This window comes from Streptomyces sp. ICC1, assembly GCF_003287935.1.
Classification (GTDB): Bacteria; Actinomycetota; Actinomycetes; order Streptomycetales; family Streptomycetaceae; genus Streptomyces; species Streptomyces tritrimontium.
On the sequence record NZ_CP030287.1, the window covers coordinates 814,214 to 832,875 of the forward strand.

At 70.7% G+C, this 18,662-nt stretch carries 18 protein-coding genes; 16 read left to right on the plus strand and 2 right to left on the minus strand.

Features of this window, described 5'->3' with window-relative positions:
* Nucleotides 1-95: 95 nt before the first annotated feature.
* The 15 genes from pgsA (at nucleotide 96) to DRB96_RS03965 (ending at nucleotide 15,452) form a co-directional block, all read left to right on the plus strand.
* The gene (gene pgsA / locus DRB96_RS03895) at nucleotides 96-794 is read left to right on the plus strand and encodes a phosphatidylinositol phosphate synthase (RefSeq protein ID WP_112446773.1); all 699 of its coding nucleotides are present in this window, start codon (nucleotides 96-98) and stop codon (nucleotides 792-794) included.
* A complete protein-coding gene (locus tag DRB96_RS03900) occupies nucleotides 794-1,699 on the plus strand; it encodes a phosphatidylinositol mannoside acyltransferase (RefSeq protein ID WP_112446774.1) in 906 nt (301 codons plus the stop codon). The genes pgsA and DRB96_RS03900 overlap by 1 nt, the downstream gene beginning before the upstream one ends.
* Nucleotides 1,696-2,859: a glycosyltransferase family 4 protein gene (locus DRB96_RS03905; protein ID WP_112446775.1), complete on the plus strand. Its 1,164-nt coding sequence runs from the start codon at nucleotides 1,696-1,698 to the stop codon at nucleotides 2,857-2,859. Before DRB96_RS03900 ends, DRB96_RS03905 begins: the two co-directional genes overlap by 4 nt.
* Nucleotides 2,860-2,891: 32 nt before the next feature.
* Nucleotides 2,892-3,431, plus strand: a complete 540-nt coding sequence (locus tag DRB96_RS03910) for a hypothetical protein (RefSeq protein ID WP_112446776.1) — start codon at nucleotides 2,892-2,894, stop codon at nucleotides 3,429-3,431.
* A 140-nt stretch (nucleotides 3,432-3,571) separates the two neighbouring features.
* On the plus strand, nucleotides 3,572-4,489 hold the full coding sequence (pdxS, locus tag DRB96_RS03915; protein ID WP_112446777.1) for a pyridoxal 5'-phosphate synthase lyase subunit PdxS: 918 nt from the start codon (nucleotides 3,572-3,574) through the stop codon (nucleotides 4,487-4,489).
* An 8-nt stretch (nucleotides 4,490-4,497) separates the two neighbouring features.
* The gene (pdxT, locus tag DRB96_RS03920; RefSeq protein WP_112446778.1) at nucleotides 4,498-5,088 is read left to right on the plus strand and encodes a pyridoxal 5'-phosphate synthase glutaminase subunit PdxT; all 591 of its coding nucleotides are present in this window, start codon (nucleotides 4,498-4,500) and stop codon (nucleotides 5,086-5,088) included.
* 57 nt (nucleotides 5,089-5,145) lie between these two features.
* A complete protein-coding gene (locus DRB96_RS03925) occupies nucleotides 5,146-5,898 on the plus strand; it encodes a YebC/PmpR family DNA-binding transcriptional regulator (RefSeq protein WP_112446779.1) in 753 nt (250 codons plus the stop codon).
* Nucleotides 5,899-6,082: 184 nt separating this feature from the next.
* Complete coding sequence (gene ruvC / locus DRB96_RS03930; RefSeq protein WP_112446780.1) at nucleotides 6,083-6,619, plus strand: crossover junction endodeoxyribonuclease RuvC; 537 nt, start codon at nucleotides 6,083-6,085, stop codon at nucleotides 6,617-6,619.
* Nucleotides 6,616-7,248, plus strand: a complete 633-nt coding sequence (ruvA, locus tag DRB96_RS03935) for a Holliday junction branch migration protein RuvA (protein WP_112446781.1) — start codon at nucleotides 6,616-6,618, stop codon at nucleotides 7,246-7,248. Before ruvC ends, ruvA begins: the two co-directional genes overlap by 4 nt.
* Before the next feature lie 298 nt (nucleotides 7,249-7,546).
* Entirely contained in the window at nucleotides 7,547-8,608 is a 1,062-nt protein-coding gene (gene ruvB, locus DRB96_RS03940; protein ID WP_112446782.1) for a Holliday junction branch migration DNA helicase RuvB, read from the plus strand.
* 166 nt (nucleotides 8,609-8,774) lie between these two features.
* Nucleotides 8,775-9,239, plus strand: coding sequence for a preprotein translocase subunit YajC (gene yajC / locus DRB96_RS03945; RefSeq protein ID WP_275431881.1), 465 nt, complete (start codon nucleotides 8,775-8,777; stop codon nucleotides 9,237-9,239).
* 152 nt (nucleotides 9,240-9,391) lie between these two features.
* Complete coding sequence (gene secD, locus DRB96_RS03950) at nucleotides 9,392-11,179, plus strand: protein translocase subunit SecD (RefSeq protein ID WP_112446784.1); 1,788 nt, start codon at nucleotides 9,392-9,394, stop codon at nucleotides 11,177-11,179.
* 3 nt (nucleotides 11,180-11,182) lie between these two features.
* Nucleotides 11,183-12,238: a protein translocase subunit SecF gene (gene secF / locus DRB96_RS03955; RefSeq protein WP_112446785.1), complete on the plus strand. Its 1,056-nt coding sequence runs from the start codon at nucleotides 11,183-11,185 to the stop codon at nucleotides 12,236-12,238.
* Nucleotides 12,239-12,240: 2 nt separating this feature from the next.
* A complete protein-coding gene (locus DRB96_RS03960) occupies nucleotides 12,241-12,789 on the plus strand; it encodes an adenine phosphoribosyltransferase (RefSeq protein ID WP_112453193.1) in 549 nt (182 codons plus the stop codon).
* A gap of 230 nt (nucleotides 12,790-13,019) precedes the next feature.
* Nucleotides 13,020-15,452, plus strand: coding sequence for a bifunctional (p)ppGpp synthetase/guanosine-3',5'-bis(diphosphate) 3'-pyrophosphohydrolase (locus DRB96_RS03965; protein ID WP_112446786.1), 2,433 nt, complete (start codon nucleotides 13,020-13,022; stop codon nucleotides 15,450-15,452).
* Nucleotides 15,453-15,551: 99 nt separating this feature from the next.
* Here DRB96_RS03965 and DRB96_RS03970 read toward each other — a convergent pair whose 3' ends face one another.
* Together DRB96_RS03970 and DRB96_RS03975 are read right to left on the minus strand one after the other, a co-directional pair.
* Nucleotides 15,552-16,781, minus strand: coding sequence for a DUF349 domain-containing protein (locus DRB96_RS03970; protein ID WP_112446787.1), 1,230 nt, complete (start codon nucleotides 16,779-16,781; stop codon nucleotides 15,552-15,554).
* A 210-nt stretch (nucleotides 16,782-16,991) separates the two neighbouring features.
* On the minus strand, nucleotides 16,992-17,774 hold the full coding sequence (locus tag DRB96_RS03975) for a peptidylprolyl isomerase (protein ID WP_112446788.1): 783 nt from the start codon (nucleotides 17,772-17,774) through the stop codon (nucleotides 16,992-16,994).
* Nucleotides 17,775-17,928: 154 nt separating this feature from the next.
* Between DRB96_RS03975 and DRB96_RS03980 the strand changes: the two genes are divergently transcribed.
* Nucleotides 17,929-18,660: an MBL fold metallo-hydrolase gene (locus DRB96_RS03980; protein WP_112446789.1), complete on the plus strand. Its 732-nt coding sequence runs from the start codon at nucleotides 17,929-17,931 to the stop codon at nucleotides 18,658-18,660.
* Nucleotides 18,661-18,662 lie beyond the last annotated feature (2 nt).

Sequence of the window (18,662 nt, forward strand, 5' to 3'; positions counted from 1 at the left end):
GTGGGTGCGTGGCGTTGACGGGGCGAGGTGCTGGCTACGATGGGCCAGCCGGTGGCCGCAGTGGCCGTGCGGCCCAGCGACCCTCCGGGAAGGCCATGCTGAACAAGTACGCGCGTGCATTCTTCACGCGTGTTCTCACGCCATTCGCCGCTCTTCTGCTCCGGCTGGGAGTGAGTCCCGACGCGGTCACCCTCATCGGCACGGCCGGAGTGGTGGCGGGAGCGCTGGTCTTCTTCCCCATGGGCGAGTTCTTCTGGGGCACGATCACCATCACGCTCTTCGTCTTCTCCGACCTGGTGGACGGGAACATGGCCCGCCAGGCCGGCGTCTCCAGCCGGTGGGGCGCCTTCCTCGACTCCACCCTCGACCGGGTGGCGGACGCGGCGATCTTCGGCGGGCTCGCGCTCTGGTACGCGGGCTCCGGGAACAACAACGCCCTGTGCGCCGTCGCGATCTTCTGCCTGGCCAGCGGCCAGGTGGTGTCCTACACCAAGGCCCGCGGCGAGTCGATCGGGCTGCCGGTCGCCGTGAACGGGCTCATCGAGCGCGCCGAACGCCTCGTGATCACGCTGGTCGCGGCAGGCCTGTCCGGCCTGGCGACCTTCGGGGCGCCCTCGTGGCTCGGGCTGCTCCTGCCGATCGCGCTGTGGGTGGTCGCGGCGGGCTCGCTCGTGACACTGATCCAGCGCGTGGTGACCGTACGGCGCGAGTCGGCGGAAGCCGACGCGGCGGCCGCGGCCGCCACCGCTTCGGAAACCCCTTCGGAAACCCCTTCGGAAAGCGGAACGGCCTGATGGGCAAGGCACAGGACAAGCTGGTCGACGGGCTGTACGGGCTCGGCTGGGCCGGGGTCAAGAAGCTGCCCGAACCGGCCGCGACCGCCCTCGGCCGGCGGATCGCGGACTACGTCTGGAAGCGGCGCGGCAAGAGCGTGCTGCGGCTGGAGTCGAATCTCGCCAGGGTGGTGCCGGACGCGGGCCCGGAGCGGCTGCGCGAGCTGTCGCACGCGGGCATGCGCTCGTACATGCGGTACTGGATGGAGTCCTTCCGGCTGCCGACGATGGCCAAGGAGCGGTTCAGCTCCGACGTGGACATGAAGGACGACCACATCCTGCGCGAGGCGCTGGCCACCGGGCGCGGAGTCGTGGTCGCCCTGCCGCACCTGGCCAACTGGGACCTCGCGGGCGCCTGGGCCGTCACCCACATCGGCGTCCCGTTCACCACCGTCGCCGAGCGGCTCAAACCGGAGACCCTCTACGACCGCTTCGTCGCCTACCGCGAGAGCCTGGGCATGGAGGTGCTCCCGCACAACGGCGGCGCCGCGTTCGGCACGCTCGCGCGCCGGCTGCGCTCGGGCGGCCTGGTCTGCCTGGTCGCCGACCGCGACCTGTCGGCGTCCGGCGTGGAGGTGGACTTCTTCGGTTCGGCGACGCGCATGCCGGCCGGGCCGGCGCTGCTGGCGCAGCAGACGGGCGCGGTCCTGCTGCCCGCCACCCTGTACTACGGGGAGTCGCCGCAGATGTACGGCCGGATCCACTCCCCGGTGGAGGTGCCCGCCACCGGCACCCGGCAGGAGAAGACGGCCGCCATGACACAGGCGCTCGCCGACGCCTTCGCGCAGGGGATCGCCGAACACCCGGAGGACTGGCACATGCTCCAGCGATTGTGGCTCGAGGACCTGGAGGAGCGCTCCGCGTGAAGATCGGCATCGTGTGCCCCTACTCGTGGGACGTGCCGGGCGGCGTCCAGTTCCACATCCGGGACCTGGCGGAACACCTGATCGGCCTCGGCCACCAGGTGTCCGTGCTGGCCCCGGCGGACGACGAGATCCCGCTGCCCCCCTACGTGGTCTCGGCGGGGCGGGCGGTGCCGGTGCCGTACAACGGGTCGGTCGCCCGGCTGAACTTCGGCTTCCTGTCGGCGGCCCGGGTGCGGCGCTGGCTGCACGACGGGGTCTTCGACGTGGTCCACATCCACGAGCCGACCGCCCCGTCGCTGGGCCTGCTGACCTGCTGGGCGGCGCAGGGGCCGATCGTGGCCACCTTCCACACCTCCAACCCGCGCTCCCGGGCGATGCTGGCCGCGTACCCGATCCTCCAGCCGGCGCTGGAGAAGATCAGCGCGCGGATCGCGGTGAGCGAGTACGCGCGGCGCACGCTGGTGGAGCACCTCGGCGGGGACGCGGTGGTCATCCCCAACGGCGTGGACGTCGACTTCTTCGCCAAGGCCGACCCGAATCCGGACTGGTCCGGCCAGACCCTCGGCTTCATCGGCCGGATCGACGAGCCGCGCAAGGGCCTGCCGGTCCTGATGGCAGCCTTCCCCCGCATCGTGGAGGAGTGCCCGGACGTACGCCTCCTCGTGGCGGGCCGCGGCGACGAGGAGGAGGCGGTCGCCTCCCTCCCGGCGGACCTCCGCTCCCGCGTCGAGTTCCTCGGCATGGTCTCGGACGAGGACAAGGCGCGGCTGCTGCGCAGCGTCGACGTGTACGTGGCACCGAACACCGGCGGCGAGAGCTTCGGCATCATCCTGGTCGAGGCGCTGTCCGCCGGGGCGGCGGTCCTCGCGGCCGACCTGGACGCCTTCGCCCAGGTCCTGGACCAGGGCGCGGCGGGGGAGCTGTTCACGAACGAGGACCCCGCGTCCCTGGCGCGCTCGGCGATCGCCCTCCTGCGGGACCCCGGGCGCCGCGCGGAACTGAGCGCCCGCGGCGCGGCGCACGTGCGCCGCTTCGACTGGTCGACGGTCGCGGCGGACATCCTGGCGGTCTACGAAACGGTGACGGACGGCGCGGCGGCGGTGGCCACGGACGAACGCGTCTCCCTCCGCACCCGCCTGGGCCTCTCCCGCGACGCATAGCCCCACCGCGGCGAAAGGTAGAGTCGCCGCCCGTGATCGAAACCCTTGTCTGGATTGCCCTCGTGCTCGGCCTCGTCGGGGTCTACCTCAGTTGGACCGCCGGGCGGCTCGACCGGCTGCATTCGCGGATGGACGCCGCGCGGGCCGGGCTCGACGCGCAGCTCGTGCGGCGGGCCTCCGTGGTGCTGGAGGTCGCCACCTCCGGGGTGCTCGACCCGGCCTCCGCCCTCGTGCTCTACGAGGCCGCGCACGCCGCCCGGCAGGCCGAGGAGGAGCACCGCGAGGTCGCCGAGAGCGAGCTCAGCCAGGCGCTGCGCGCGGTGTTCGCCGACGCCGGGCAGGTGGACGCGCTCAAGGCCGCCCCGGGTGGGGCGGAGGCCACGGAGGAGCTCGCGGCGGCGGTCCGCCGGGTGCCCATGGCGCGGCGGTTCCTCAACGACGCCGTGCGCGCGGCCCGCGCGCTGCGCCGCCACCGCAAGGTCCGCTGGTTCCGGCTGGCGGGCCACGCGCCCTTCCCGTTGGCCTTCGAGATGGACGACGAGCCTCCGGCGGATCTGGCGGAACGGCCTTAACTTGTACCCAATGGCCAAATCGCGAGGAGCCACCGGCTGCACATTGGCCCTTGCAGTGGACTGGTCGACAGGGTTTCCTCGGTCAAGTACCACCAGGTCACCAGTACCGCCTGAATTTTCCTTTCGAGTGAGGTCAATCCGTGAGCACGCTTCCCTCCACCCCGCAGTCCGCTGAGTCGGCGATCGGCACCTCGCGCGTCAAGCGCGGCATGGCCGAGCAGCTCAAGGGCGGCGTGATCATGGACGTGGTCAACGCCGAGCAGGCGAAGATCGCCGAGGACGCCGGCGCCGTGGCCGTCATGGCCCTGGAGCGGGTTCCGGCCGACATCCGCAAGGACGGCGGCGTCGCCCGGATGTCCGACCCGAACATGATCGAAGAGATCATCGAGGCCGTCTCCATCCCGGTCATGGCCAAGTCCCGCATCGGCCACTTCGTCGAGGCCCAGGTGCTGCAGTCCCTCGGCGTCGACTACATCGACGAGTCCGAGGTCCTGACCCCGGCCGACGAGGTCAACCACTCCGACAAGTGGGCGTACACCACCCCCTTCGTCTGTGGCGCCACCAACCTGGGCGAGGCCCTGCGCCGCATCGCCGAGGGCGCGGCCATGATCCGCTCGAAGGGCGAGGCCGGCACCGGCAACGTGGTCGAGGCCGTCCGCCACCTGCGTCAGATCAAGAACGAGATCGCCCGCCTGCGCGGCTACGACAACAACGAGCTGTTCGCCGCCGCCAAGGAGCTGCGCGCGCCGTACGAGCTGGTCAAGGAAGTCGCCGAGCTCGGCAAGCTCCCGGTCGTGCTGTTCTCCGCCGGTGGCGTCGCCACCCCGGCCGACGCCGCGCTGATGCGCCAGCTCGGTGCCGAGGGCGTCTTCGTCGGCTCCGGCATCTTCAAGTCGGGCGACCCGGCCAAGCGCGCCGCCGCCATCGTGAAGGCCACCACCTTCTACGACGACCCGAAGATCATCGCGGACGCCTCCCGCAACCTGGGCGAGGCCATGGTCGGCATCAACTGCGACACCCTCCCCGAGTCCGAGCGCTACGCCAACCGCGGCTGGTAGTCATCACCATGACCACCCCCGTGATTGGTGTCCTGGCACTCCAGGGCGACGTACGGGAGCACCTGATCGCCCTGGCCTCGGCTGACGCCGTGGCCAGGCCGGTCCGGCGCCCCGAGGAGCTCGCCGAGGTCGACGCCCTGGTGATCCCCGGCGGCGAGTCCACGACCATGTCGAAGCTCGCCGTGCTGTTCGGCATGCTGGAGCCGCTGCGCGAGCGCGTGCGGGCCGGGATGCCGGTCTACGGCACCTGCGCCGGCATGATCATGCTCGCCGACAAGCTCCTGGACGGCCGTGAGGACCAGGAGACCCTGGGCGGCATCGACATGATCGTGCGCCGCAACGCCTTCGGTCGGCAGAACGAGTCCTTCGAGGCGCAGGTCGACTTCGCCGGCATCGAGGGCGGCCCGGTGGAGGGCGTCTTCATCCGCGCCCCCTGGGTCGAGTCCGTCGGCGCCACCGCCGAGGTGCTTGCCACGTACGACGGCCACACGGTCGCCGTGCGGCAGGGCAATGTGCTCGCCACCTCGTTCCACCCCGAGCTGACGGGTGACGACCGGGTCCACGCGTACTTCGTCGACATGGTGCGCGCGGGGCTGTAATGGTGTCCCGGTAGGATCTGAGGCGAACACTGTTGGTGACGCGAAGGAGACAGGCAGATGTCCGGCCACTCTAAATGGGCTACGACGAAGCACAAGAAGGCCGTGGTTGACGCCAAGCGCGGCAAGCTCTTCGCGAAGCTGATCAAGAACATCGAAGTCGCGGCCCGCATGGGCGGTGCCGACATCGACGGCAACCCGACCCTCTTCGACGCCATCCAGAAGGCGAAGAAGAGCTCGGTCCCGAACAAGAACATCGACTCCGCGGTCAAGCGCGGCGGCGGCCTCGAGGCCGGCGGCGCCGACTACGAGACGATCATGTACGAAGGCTACGGACCGAACGGCGTCGCGGTGCTCATCGAGTGCCTCACCGACAACCGCAACCGTGCCGCGTCCGACGTGCGTGTCGCCATGACCCGCAACGGCGGCTCGATGGCCGACCCGGGCTCGGTCTCGTACCTGTTCAACCGCAAGGGCGTCGTGCTCCTGCCCAAGGGCGAGCTCTCCGAGGACGACGTCCTGGAGACGGTGCTCGAGGCGGGTGCCGAAGAGGTCAACGACCTCGGCGACAGCTTCGAGATCATCAGCGAGGCCACCGACATGGTCGGGGTCCGCACCGCGCTCCAGGAGGCGGGCATCGACTACGACTCGGCCGACTCCAACTTCCTGCCGACCATGCAGGTCGAGCTCGACGAGGAGGGCGCGCGCAAGATCTTCAAGCTGATCGACGCGCTCGAGGACAGCGACGACGTGCAGAACGTCTTCGCCAACTTCGACGTCTCGGACGAGGTCATGGAGAAGGTCGACGCCTGACCGGCGCAGACCGCTCACAGCGTGGAGCAGCGGGCCGACGGGGGACACACCCCGTCGGCCCGCTGCGTTGTCAGAGGCAGCCATTAGTCTGGCGACCGCAACCATCGATCGAGCAGCCACGACGGCGAGGCGCCACCTCCGCGAGAGCGGCGGCGGCCTCGCCGCACAGGGGGAAGGGGGCGGGGTGCGCGTACTCGGCGTTGACCCGGGGCTGACCCGGTGCGGTGTCGGCGTGGTCGAGGGGGTGGCCGGCCGCCCCCTGATGATGCTGGGTGTCGGGGTCGTACGGACTCCCGCGGACGCGGAGTTGGGCCTGCGCCTCGTCGCCATCGAGCAGGGCATCGAGGAGTGGCTGGACGAGTACCGGCCCGAAGTCGTCGCAGTGGAGCGGGTGTTCAGCCAGCACAACGTCAGCACGGTGATGGGCACGGCCCAGGCCAGCGCCGTGGCGATGCTGTGCGCCGCCCGGCGCGGACTGCCGGTCGCCCTGCACACGCCGAGCGAGGTCAAGGCCGCCGTCACCGGCAGCGGCCGCGCGGACAAGGCGCAGGTCGGAGCCATGGTGACCCGGCTGCTTCGGCTGTCCGCCCCGCCCAAGCCCGCCGACGCGGCGGACGCGCTGGCCCTCGCCATCTGTCACATCTGGCGGGCCCCCGCCCAGAACCGCCTCCAGCAGGCGGTCGCCCAGCATGCCACCGCCCTGAAAGGCCGCACCTCATGATCGCCTTCGTCAGCGGCCCCGTCGCCGCGCTCGCCCCCACCCTGGCCGTGATCGAGGTCGGGGGAGTGGGCATGGCCGTCCACTGCACGCCCGGCACCATCGCCGGCCTGCGCGCGGGGGAGACGGCCCGGCTGGCGACCTCCCTGGTCGTGCGCGAGGACTCGCTCACGCTGTACGGCTTCGCCGACGACGACGAGCGCCAGGTCTTCGAGCTCCTCCAGACGGCGAGCGGGGTCGGCCCGAAGCTCGCGCAGGCGATGCTCGCCGCGCACAGCCCGGACGCGCTGCGCGTCGCCGTCTCGGTGGGGGACGAGAAGGCGCTGATGGCCGTCTCCGGCATCGGGAAGAAGGGCGCGCAGAAGCTGCTGCTGGACCTGAAGGACAAGCTGGGCGCGCCGCTGGGGTCGAGCGGGATGGTCGGCGCGCAGCGCGCGGCGGCGGTTGGTCCGGCGGCGTGGTCCGAGCAGTTGTCCGCGGCGCTGATCGGGCTGGGGTACGCCTCCCGGGACGCGGAGGAGGCCGTTTCGGCGGTGACGCCGCAGGCGGAGGCGGCGATTGCCGCCGGCGGGTCGGCCCCGGTTCCGCAGCTGCTGCGCGCCGCCTTGCAGTCCCTGAACCGGGCCCGGTGACGCCGGTGCGGCGCCGCTGCCGGGGGCCGGCCCCCGGCAGCGGCGCCTCAAGCGCCGGCGGGGCTGAAGGATCGCCTCAAACGCCGGCGGGGCTGCAAGATCGCCTCAAGCGCCGGCGGGGCTGAAGGATCGCCTCAAGCGTCGGCGGGGCTGCAAGATCGCCTCAAGCGTCGGCGGGGCTTGATTTTCGCCGGCGGGGCTGGATTTTGGCCGACGGCGGCGCGCACGTGCGCGCAGCGCATCCGGTGTGACGGCCCGCGCACAGACCACCGCACGACCGAGAAAGCAGACTGACACCGTGAACTGGGATGACGAGAGCGACGACCGGATCGTCGCGGCGGCGGCGGACGGCGAGGACACCGCCGTCGAGGCCGCGCTGCGGCCCAAGGACCTCGGCGAGTTCGTCGGCCAGGAGAAGGTCCGCCAGCAACTGGACCTGGTCCTCAAGGCGGCCCGCCAGCGCGGTGCCACCGCCGACCACGTGCTGCTGTCCGGCGCCCCGGGGCTGGGCAAGACCACCCTGTCCATGATCATCGCCGCCGAGATGGGCGCGCCCATCCGGATCACCTCCGGCCCCGCCATCCAGCACGCCGGCGACCTGGCCGCGATCCTCTCCTCCCTCCAGGAGGGCGAGGTCCTCTTCCTCGACGAGATCCACCGCATGTCCCGGCCCGCCGAGGAGATGCTGTACATGGCCATGGAGGACTTCCGGGTCGACGTGATCGTGGGCAAGGGGCCCGGCGCGACCGCCATTCCGCTGGAGCTGCCCCCGTTCACCCTGGTCGGCGCCACCACCCGGGCCGGTCTGCTGCCCCCGCCGCTGCGCGACCGCTTCGGCTTCACCGGCCACATGGAGTTCTACGCCCCCGAGGAGCTGGAGCGCGTCATCCACCGCTCCGCGCGCCTCCTGGACGTGGAGATCGACACCGCCGGCGCCGCCGAGATCGCCGGGCGCTCCCGCGGCACCCCGCGCATCGCCAACCGGCTGCTGCGCCGCGTCCGTGACTACGCCCAGGTCAGGGCCGACGGCGTGATCAACCGCGAGGTCGCCGGTACCGCCCTGAAGGTCTACGAGGTGGACGAGCGCGGGCTCGACCGCCTCGACCGGGCCGTCCTGGAGGCGCTCCTCAAGCTCTTCGGCGGCGGACCCGTCGGCCTGTCGACGCTCGCCGTGGCCGTCGGCGAGGAGCGCGAGACGGTGGAAGAGGTGGCCGAGCCGTTCCTCGTACGGGAGGGGCTTTTGGCCAGGACCCCGCGGGGGCGGGTCGCGACCCCGGCCGCATGGGCCCACCTGGGACTTGTCCCGCCGCAGCAGAGCGGGAGCGGATCAAGCGGACAACAGGGCCTGTTCAGGGCCTGACGGCGAGGAGGATGGCCCCACCAGGAACTGCGGTGACATGCTGGGCGTTGTTCCATCGGTGCGGACTCGCCTAGACTCCGCCGATGCCGACCCTTACGGTCGGCGTACCCACCCCCCGTAGAAAAGGCCGCCTTCTCGTGCGGTCGATGCGAAGGACCTGCGTCCCGTGACGAATATCTACTCTCTCCTCCCGTTCTTGCTGATCATCGGGGCGATGTTCCTGCTGACCCGCAGCCAGAAGAAGAAGCAGCAGCAGGCCGTGAAGATGCGCGACCAGCTGACGCCCGGCACCGGTGTCCGCACCATCGGCGGCATGTACGCCACGGTGAAGGAGATCGGTGACGACACCGTCACGCTCGAGGTGGCTCCCGGCGTCCACGCGATCTACGCGAAGAACGCCATCGGCGCTGTCCTGGAGGACGAGGAGTACAACCGCATCGTCCACGGCATCACCGATGATCTGACGATCGACGCGCCGGTCGTCCCGGACGACGCGTCCTCCCTCACCGACGACGAGGCTCCCAAGCTCGACCTGGGCAAGAAGGACGAGCCCAAGGCCGACGAGGCGAAGGCGCCCGAGGGCGACGAGCCCAAGGACGGCAAGGCCGACGGCGAGGCCGGCGCGAAGTAGCGCCCGGCCGGGGGCCGCGAAGGGCGCCTGACCGGCGGCCGCGCGGTCCCCGCCTGTGACACTTCTGCGGGGGGCAGGGGTCCCCACACACATTTCGTGGCCGTCCGCGCGCTGACCCGGCGCAGGACGGTTGGACAGGGAGATACGACAAGGTGGCAGCACCGAAGAAGGGCCGGCGGCCCACGGGGGCTCAGGGGAGGCCGGGGCGTTCCCTGGCCATCATCCTGATCGCGATGGTGGCGCTCACCGCGGGGATGTTCCTCACGAAGCAGACGACGCCGCGCCTCGGCATCGACCTCGCCGGCGGTACGAGCATCACGCTCAAGGCCAAGAGCGAGCCCGGCAAAGAGAGCGCCGTCAACGAGACCAACATGAACACGGCGGTCGGCATCATCGAGCGCCGCGTCAACGGTCTCGGCGTCTCTGAAGCCGAGGTCCAGACGCAGGGCAAAGACCACATCATCGTGAACATCCCCAAGGGGACGAACGAGCAGCAGGCGCGCGAGCAGGTCGGTACCACCGCCCAGCTCTTCTTCCGCCCGGTGCTCGCGGTGGCGGACGGCGCCCCGATCGTTCCCGAGGCGAACGCGAGCGGTTCTCCGAGCCCCTCCGCCAGCGGCTCCGGGTCTCCGTCGGCCGGTGCGCCCACCCCGTCGTCCAGCGCCACTTCCCAGGGCCGTGCGCTCAGTGAGGCCCTCAAGGCCCCGAACGCCCCCTCTCCCTCGCCCTCGGCGAGCGAGTCGAAGAAGGCAGACGACAAGGCCACCCCGTCCACGTCGCCGTCCGCGCCGACCGCCGACGAGGCGGCCGCCGCCGACCTGCAGGCGAAGTTCGCCGCGCTGGACTGCAGCAACGAGGCGCAGCGCGCCGCCGTCAGCAAGAACGTCAAGCCCGAGGACCCGACGCTCGCCTGTGGCAAGCGCGGCGACGCCTGGGGCAAGTGGGTACTCGGCCCGGCGCAGGTCAACGGCCAGGACGTGAAGGACGCCAAGGGCGTCATCGACCCGCAGCGCGGCATGTGGATCGTCACGATGCAGTTCACGGACAAGGGCGCCGACAAGTTCGCCAAGATCACCGGTGAGCTGGCGGCCAAGCAGTCCCCGCAGAACCAGTTCGCGATCGTGCTCGACGGCGAGGTCATCTCCGACCCGTCCGTCAGCCAGGCGCTGACCGGCGGCAACGCCGAGATCTCCGGCGGCTTCACCCAGCAGTCCGCGATGGACCTGGGCAACATGCTCTCGTACGGCGCCCTGCCGCTGTCCTTCCAGGAGGACAGCGTCACCACCGTCACCGCCGCGCTCGGCGGCGAGCAGCTGAAGGCCGGCCTCATCGCCGGCGCCATCGGCCTCGCCCTCGTCGTGATCTACCTGCTGGCGTACTACCGGGGCCTGGCGTTCGTCGCCATCATCAGCCTCATGGTCTCCGGCGTCCTGACCTACACGATCATGGCGCTGCTCGGAAAGGGCATCGGCTTCGCGCTGAACCTGCCGGCCGTCTGCGGTGCGATCGTCGCGATCGGCATCACCGCGGACTCGTTCATCGTGTACTTCGAACGCATCCGCGACGAGATCCGCGAGGGCCGCACCCTGCGTCCGGCCGTCGAGCGTGCCTGGCCGCGTGCCCGGCGCACCATCCTGGTCTCCGACTTCGTGTCGTTCCTGGCCGCCGCGGTGCTGTTCATCGTCACCGTCGGCAAGGTGCAGGGCTTCGCCTTCACCCTGGGTCTGACCACCCTGCTCGACGTGGTCGTGGTGTTCCTCTTCACCAAGCCCGTCATGACGCTGCTGGCCCGTACGCAGTTCTTCTCCAGCGGTCACCCGTGGTCCGGGCTGGACCCGAAGCGACTGGGCGCGAAGCCGCCGCTGCGACGCTCGCGTCGTACCGGCTCCGACGCGGCCGCCGCGACCGCCTCCGTTCCCGTCGACGCAAAGGAGGCGTGAGAGATGTCGAAGCTCGGAGATCTCGGCGCCAAGCTGTACCGGGGTGAGGTCGGCTACGACTTCGTCGGCAAGCGCTTCGTCTGGTACGGCGTTTCCATCCTGATCACCATCACGGCGATCGTGGCCGTGGCCGTGTCCGGCCTCAACATGGGCATCGAGTTCAAGGGCGGTGCCGTCTTCACCACCCCGAAGACCTCCGTCTCGGAGACCCGGGCCCGCGAGGACGCGGAGAAGGCCTCCGGCCACGACGCGATCGTCCAGAAGCTCGGCACCGGCGGCCTGCGCATCCAGATCTCCGATCTGGACACCGACTCCGCCGCCGAGGTGAAGACGAAGCTCGCCGCCGACTTCAAGGTCGACGCGGGCCAGATCAACGCGGACCTGGTCGGCCCCAGCTGGGGCGAGCAGATCGCCAACAAGGCCTGGACCGGCCTCGGCGTCTTCATGGTCCTCGTGGTGATCTACCTGGCCATCGCCTTCGAGTGGCGGATGGCGATCGCGGCCCTGATCGCGCTGATCCACGACCTCACGATCACGGTCGGCGTCTACGCGCTGGTCGGCTTCGAGGTCACCCCGGGTACGGTCATCGGCCTGCTGACCATCCTCGGTTACTCCCTCTACGACACCGTCGTCGTCTTCGACGGTCTCAAGGAGGGCTCGAAGGACATCACCAAGCAGACCCGCTGGACGTACAGCGAGGTCGCCAACCGCAGCATCAACGGCACGCTGGTCCGCTCGATCAACACCACCGTCGTGGCGCTGCTCCCCGTCGGCGCGCTGCTCTTCATCGGCGGCGGCTTCCTGGGCGCCGGCATGCTGAACGACATCTCGCTGTCGCTGTTCGTCGGCCTCGCGGCCGGCGCCTACTCGTCGATCTTCATCGCGACCCCGCTGGTCGTGGACCTGAAGGAGCGCGAGCCGGCGATGAAGGCGCTGAAGAAGCGGGTGCTCGCGAAGCGGGCGGCCGGCGACGCCAAGGGCGGGGCGCCCGAGGACGGCGTCGAGAACGAGGACGGGCCGCAGGTGGTGGCCCAGGGCCGTTCGGGACGGCGCCGGTGACCGTGGAGCTGTCTCCCGACGTACGCGACCTGCTGCTCAGCCGGATCACGGACGTGGCGGACTACCCGAAGCCGGGCGTGATGTTCAAGGACATCACCCCGCTGCTGGCCGACCCGAAGGCGTTCGGCGCCCTGACGGACGCGCTGGTGGAGCTGGCGCGGGCGTACGGAGCGACGAAGATCGTCGGACTGGAGGCGCGGGGGTTCATCCTGGCGGCTCCGGTGGCCGTCCAGGCGGGCATCGGCTTCGTGCCGGTGCGCAAGGCCGGGAAGCTGCCGGGGGCGACGCTCCTGCAGTCCTACGACCTGGAGTACGGGTCGGCGGAGATCGAGATCCACGCGGAGGCGCTGGACGCCGGGGACCGGGTCATGGTCATCGACGACGTGCTGGCCACCGGCGGTACCGCGGGGGCCTCGCTGGAGCTGATCCGGCGGGCGGGTGCGGAGGTCGCGGGCGTGGCGGTCCTGATGGAGCTGTCGTTCCTGCCGGGGCGCGAGCGGCTGGCGCCCCTGTTGGGCGATGCCCCGCTGGACGCACTGATCGTGGTCTGACCCCGTTCGCGTGAAGCGGCGGGCACCCGGGACACCCGGGTGCCCGCCGCTTCTGCGTGCGGCGCCGTTGCCGGGGCCGGGGCGGAGCCGCCGGGAGCGGACCCGCACCCGTCGCGCAGGCTCGGGGAACGGCGTGCCGCAACCCTCGCTACCATGGGTTGTCCGGACCTGACCGGGGCCACCGGATCCTCCCCCGGACTCCGTCCGGGGGGACTCCCAGAGGAGCGCTCTTGCCAGACGAGGTCCAGCCAATCTCCGCCGCGCAGCCCGACCCGCAGGCCGAGCCGGCCGCGGCGCCCGCCGCCACGCCCCCGTCGGCCCCGCCGGCCCCGCCGGTCAAGCCCGCGCCCGCGAAGTCGGCCGGGTCCTCCAACCGGGTACGCGCTCGGCTGGCCCGCCTCGGCGTCCAGCGCACCAACCCGTACAACCCGGTCCTCGAACCGCTGCTCCGCATAGTCCGCAGCAACGACCCGAAGATCGAGACGTCGACGCTGCGCCAGATCGAGCAGGCCTACCAGGTCGCCGAGCGCTGGCACCGCGGCCAGAAGCGCAAGAGCGGCGACCCGTACATCACCCACCCGCTCGCGGTGACGACGATCCTCGCCGAGCTGGGCATGGACCCGGCCACCCTGATGGCGGGGCTGCTGCACGACACCGTCGAGGACACCGAGTACGGGCTGGAGGACCTGCGGCGCGACTTCGGCGACGCGGTCACCCTGCTCGTCGACGGCGTCACCAAGCTCGACCGGGTCAAGTTCGGCGAGGCGGCCCAGGCCGAGACGGTCCGCAAGATGGTCGTCGCCATGGCCAAGGACCCCCGGGTCCTGGTCATCAAGCTCGCCGACCGCCTGCACAACATGCGCACCATGCGCTACCTCAAGCGGGAGAAGCAGGAGAAGAAGGCCCGCGAGACCCTCGAGATCTACGCCCCGCTGGCGCACCGCCTGGGCATGAACACCATCAAGTGGGAGCTGGAGGACCTCGCCTTCGCGATCCTCTACCCCAAGATGTACGACGAGATCGTGCGCCTGGTGGCCGAGCGGGCGCCGAAGCGCGACGAGTACCTCACCGTCGTCACCGACGAGGTGATGGCCGACCTGCGGGCCGCCCGCATCAAGGCCACCGTCACCGGGCGCCCCAAGCACTACTACAGCGTCTACCAGAAGATGATCGTGCGCGGCCGCGACTTCGCCGAGATCTACGACCTGGTCGGCATCCGGGTGCTCGTCGACACCGTCCGGGACTGCTACGCCGCCCTCGGCACCGTGCACGCGCGATGGAATCCGGTCCCCGGCCGGTTCAAGGACTACATCGCGATGCCCAAGTTCAACATGTACCAGTCGCTCCACACGACGGTCATCGGACCCAGCGGCAAGCCGGTCGAGCTCCAGATCCGCACCTTCGACATGCACCGCCGCGCCGAGTACGGCATCGCCGCGCACTGGAAGTACAAGCAGCAGACCGTCGCCGGCACCTCGAAGGTGCGCACCGACGTGCCGCAGGCCGCCAAGGGCAGCGCCGGCCACGACACGGTCAACGACATGGCCTGGCTGCGCCAGCTGCTCGACTGGCAGAAGGAGACCGAGGACCCGAGCGAGTTCCTCGACTCGCTGCGCTTCGACCTCTCGCGCAACGAGGTCTTCGTCTTCACGCCCAAGGGCGACGTCATAGCGCTGCCGGCCGGAGCCACCCCCGTGGACTTCGCGTACGCCGTCCACACCGAGGTCGGCCACCGGACCATAGGGGCACGGGTCAACGGGCGGCTCGTCCCGCTCGAATCGACCCTCGACAACGGCGACCTGGTCGAGGTCTTCACCTCCAAGGCCGAAGGCGCCGGACCGTCCCGCGACTGGCTCGGCTTCGTCAAGTCCCCGAGAGCCCGGAACAAGATCCGCGGCTGGTTCTCCAAGGAGCGCCGCGACGAGGCCATCGAGCACGGCAAGGACGCCATCGCGCGGGCCATGCGCAAGCAGAACCTGCCGATCCAGCGCATCCTGACCGGCGACTCGCTCGTCACGCTCGCGCACGAGATGCGCTACCCCGACATCTCCTCGCTCTACGCGGCGATCGGCGAGGGCCACGTCACCGCGCAGAACGTCGTCCAGAAGCTGGTCCAGGCCCTCGGCGGCGAGGACGCGGCCAACGAGGACATCGAGGACACCATCCCGCCGGCCCGCGGCCGCAGCTCGCGACGCGGCAACGCCGACCCGGGCGTGGTCGTCAAGGGCGTCGAAGACGTGTGGGTCAAGCTGGCCCGCTGCTGCACCCCGGTGCCGGGCGACCCGATCGTCGGGTTCGTCACGCGCGGCAGCGGTGTATCGGTCCACCGCGCGGACTGCGTCAACGTGGACTCCCTCTCCCAGGAGCCCGAGCGGATGCTCGAGGTCGAATGGGCCCCCACCCAGTCCTCCGTCTTCCTGGTCGCCATCCAGGTCGAGGCACTGGACCGGTCCCGGCTGCTGTCGGACGTCACGCGCGTCCTGTCCGACCAGCACGTCAACATCCTCTCGGCGGCCGTGCAGACCTCCCGCGACCGGGTGGCCACCTCCCGGTTCACCTTCGAGATGGGCGACCCGAAGCACCTGGGACACGTCCTGAAGGCCGTCCGGGGCGTCGAGGGCGTCTACGACGTCTACCGGGTCACCTCGGCCCGCAGGCCGTAGCCGCACACCGCACGCCGCCGGAACACCGTGCGCACGCGCGAGGGCCCCGGTACGGAAGATCCGTACCGGGGCCCTCGTACGTGCGGGGGCGGCCCCGAATCAGCCGCCGAACTCCTCGAGACCCTTCAGCGCCTGGTCCAGCAGGGCCTGACGGCCCTCCAGCTCCCGGGACAGCTTGTCGGCCTTCGCGTTGTTGCCCGTCGCGCGCGCGGCGTCGATCTGGCCGCGCAGCTTGTCCACCGCCGCCTGCAGCTGACCCGTCAGGCCGGCGGCACGGGCCCGCGCCTCCGGGTTGGTGCGGCGCCACTCGCCTTCCTCGGTCTCCTGGATGGCCCGCTCGACGGAGTGCATCCGGCCCTCGACCTTGGGACGCGCGTCCCGCGGTACGTGGCCGATGGCCTCCCAGCGCTCGTTCAGGGAGCGGAAGGCGGCACGGGCCGCCTTCAGGTCCGTGACCGGGACGAGCTTCTCGGCCTCGTCGGCCAGCTCCTCCTTCAGCTTCAGGTTCTCCACCTGCTCGGCGTCGCGCTCCGCGAACACCTCGCTGCGCGCCGCGAAGAAGACGTCCTGCGCACCGCGGAAACGGTTCCACAGGTCGTCCTCGGACTCGCGCTGCGCGCGGCCCGCGGCCTTCCAGCTCTCCATCAGCTCGCGGTAGCGGGCGGCGGTCGGACCCCAGTCGGCCGACTTCGACAGCGCCTCGGCCTCCGCGACCAGCTTCTCCTTGACCTTGCGGGCGTCCTCGCGCTGCGCGTCGAGCGAGGCGAAGTGGGCCTTGCGGCGCTTGGAGAAGGCGGAGCGGGCGTGCGAGAAGCGGTGCCACAGCTCGTCGTCCGACTTGCGGTCCAGGCGGGGCAGACCCTTCCAGATGTCCACCAGCGCCCGCAGCCGCTCACCGGCGCTGCGCCACTGGTCGCTCTGCGCCAGCTGCTCGGCCTCGACGACCAGCGCGTCCTTGGCCGTACGGGCCTCGTCCGTCTGCTTGGCCTTCTGGACCTTGCGCTCCTCGCGCCGCGAGTCCACGGTCGACACCAGCTTGTCCAGCCGGACGCGCAGCGCGTCGAGGTCGCCGACGGCGTGGTGCTCGTCCACCTGCGTGCGCAGGTGCTCGATGGCCGTCTGGGCGTCCTTGGCGGGCAGATCGGTGGTCCGCACCCGTCGTTCGAGGAGGCCGATCTCGACCACCAGGCCCTCGTACTTGCGCTCGAAGTAGGCCAGGGCCTCCTCCGGGGTGCCGGCCTGCCACGAGCCGACGACCTTCTCGCCATCGGCAGTACGCACGTACACGGTGCCGGTCTCGTCGACTCGGCCCCACGGGTCGCTGCTCACAGCGCCTCCTCCACCTGATGCCTTGCGAGGGGTTCACCCCCTGGGCATCGTCCACAGTTTCCTGGGGGCGGGCCGCGCCCGCCCTGCACAACGCCAACATAGGCGACCGCCGGGCCGGCTGTCCGCATCCAGCACGACGGAATATCGCCGTACCAGAGCGCCGTCGAAGAAATCGAGGGGACAGCCCGGGCCCGGGGCGCCCGGTCCTGGTCAGTTCTGGGTGACGGTGCCCTTCTCGATGGTCACGGGGGTCTTGGGGGCCCCGTCCTGGCCGCCGTCGGCCGTACCGGCCTTGGCCACTTCTTCGAGCACCTTCAGGCCGGCCGCGTCGATCTTGCCGAACGGGGTGTACGAAGGCGTCAGAGGGCTGTCCTTGTACACCAGGAAGAACTGGCTGCCGCCCGAGCCGGGCTGGCCGGTGTTGGCCATCGCCACCGTGCCCGCCGGGTAGACCACCTGGCCCTGCTCGTTGGGCTTGCCGAGGGACTCGAGGTTCTCGTCCGCGATCGTGTAGCCCGGGCCGCCCGTGCCGGTGCCCTGCGGGTCACCGCACTGCAGGACGAAGATCCCGCTCGTCGTCAGGCGGTGGCACTTGGTCTTGTCGAAGAAGTTCTTGTCGGCGAGCGACTTGAACGAGTTGACCGTCTGCGGGGTCTTCGCCGCGTCCATTTCGAACGTGACGTCGCCCGCGCTGGTCTTCAGGTCGAAGGTGTACTTCGCCTTGGCGTCGATCGCCATCGCCGGCGAGGGGGACTGCTGGGGCGTCGGCGAGGCCGACGGGTTCGCGGCCGGGTCGGCCGCCTCGTCCTTCTTGTCCTTGTCGAAGACGCCGCCGACCACCAGGCCGACCAGCGCGGCGACCACCACGGCCACCGCCGCGCCGATCACGGCCGCGCGCCTGCGCGACTTCTGCCGTGCCTCGGCACGCCGCTTCTGCTGGCGTTCGTACTTCTCCCTGGCGAGCTGGCGCCGCCGCTGATCGTTCGTGACCACCGGGTCGTCTCCTTGTGCGTGTCTGGTACCACTGTCCGGGCTGGGTTAGGCCGTACCGTATATGGGTTCGCTGTGTAATGAGCGGCGCCGGTAGGCTCTGAGCAGCAGCATTCCGATCTGCAGCCTCCCACCCGGACGACGATTGAGGACGAACGTGCTGATTGCCGGATTCCCCGCCGGGGCCTGGGGGACCAACTGTTACGTGGTCGCCCCCGCCGCCGGTGAGGAGTGCGTCATCATCGACCCCGGCCACCAGGCCACCCGGGGTGTCGAGGAGACGCTGAGGAAGCACCGGCTCAAGCCCGTCGCGGTCGTCCTGACCCATGGCCACATCGACCACGTGGCCTCGGTGGTCCCGGTGTGCGGAGCGCACGACGTACCGGCCTGGATCCACCCCGAGGACCGCTTCATGATGAGCGACCCGGAGAAGGCGCTCGGCCGCTCCATCGGGATGCCGCTCATGGGCGAGCTGACCGTGGGGGAGCCGGACGACGTCCGCGAGCTCACCGACGGCGCGGGCCTGAAGCTGGCGGGGATGGACTTCTCGGTGGCGCACGCCCCCGGCCATACCAGGGGGTCGGTGACCTTCCGGATGCCCGAGCTGGCTGCCACTCCACAAGATCAAGGGTGCCCGCCGGTCTTCTTCTCGGGCGACCTGCTCTTCGCCGGCTCCATCGGACGCACCGACCTGCCCGGCGGCTCCCACGCCGAGATCCTCGAGTCGCTGGGCCGCGTGTGCCTGCCGCTCGACGACTCGACCGTGGTGCTGTCCGGCCACGGTCCCCAGACCACCATCGGCCGAGAGCGCGCGACCAACCCGTACCTGCGGGAGGTCGCGGCCGGCCTGGCAGCGGATCCGACAGCCGCTCCACGACGAGGAATGTGACG

Excerpts from the sequence above, each read along its gene's own strand:
- secF (WP_112446785.1), top strand. The coding sequence starts at position 11,183 with ATGTCGAAGCTCGGAGATCTCGGCGCCAAGCTGTACCGGGGTGAGGTC.
- DRB96_RS03900 (WP_112446774.1), top strand. The coding sequence starts at position 794 with ATGGGCAAGGCACAGGACAAGCTGGTCGACGGGCTGTACGGGCTCGGC.
- pdxT (WP_112446778.1), top strand. The coding sequence starts at position 4,498 with ATGACCACCCCCGTGATTGGTGTCCTGGCACTCCAGGGCGACGTACGG.
- DRB96_RS03925 (WP_112446779.1), top strand. The coding sequence starts at position 5,146 with ATGTCCGGCCACTCTAAATGGGCTACGACGAAGCACAAGAAGGCCGTG.
- pgsA (WP_112446773.1), top strand. The coding sequence starts at position 96 with ATGCTGAACAAGTACGCGCGTGCATTCTTCACGCGTGTTCTCACGCCA.
- ruvA (WP_112446781.1), top strand. The coding sequence starts at position 6,616 with ATGATCGCCTTCGTCAGCGGCCCCGTCGCCGCGCTCGCCCCCACCCTG.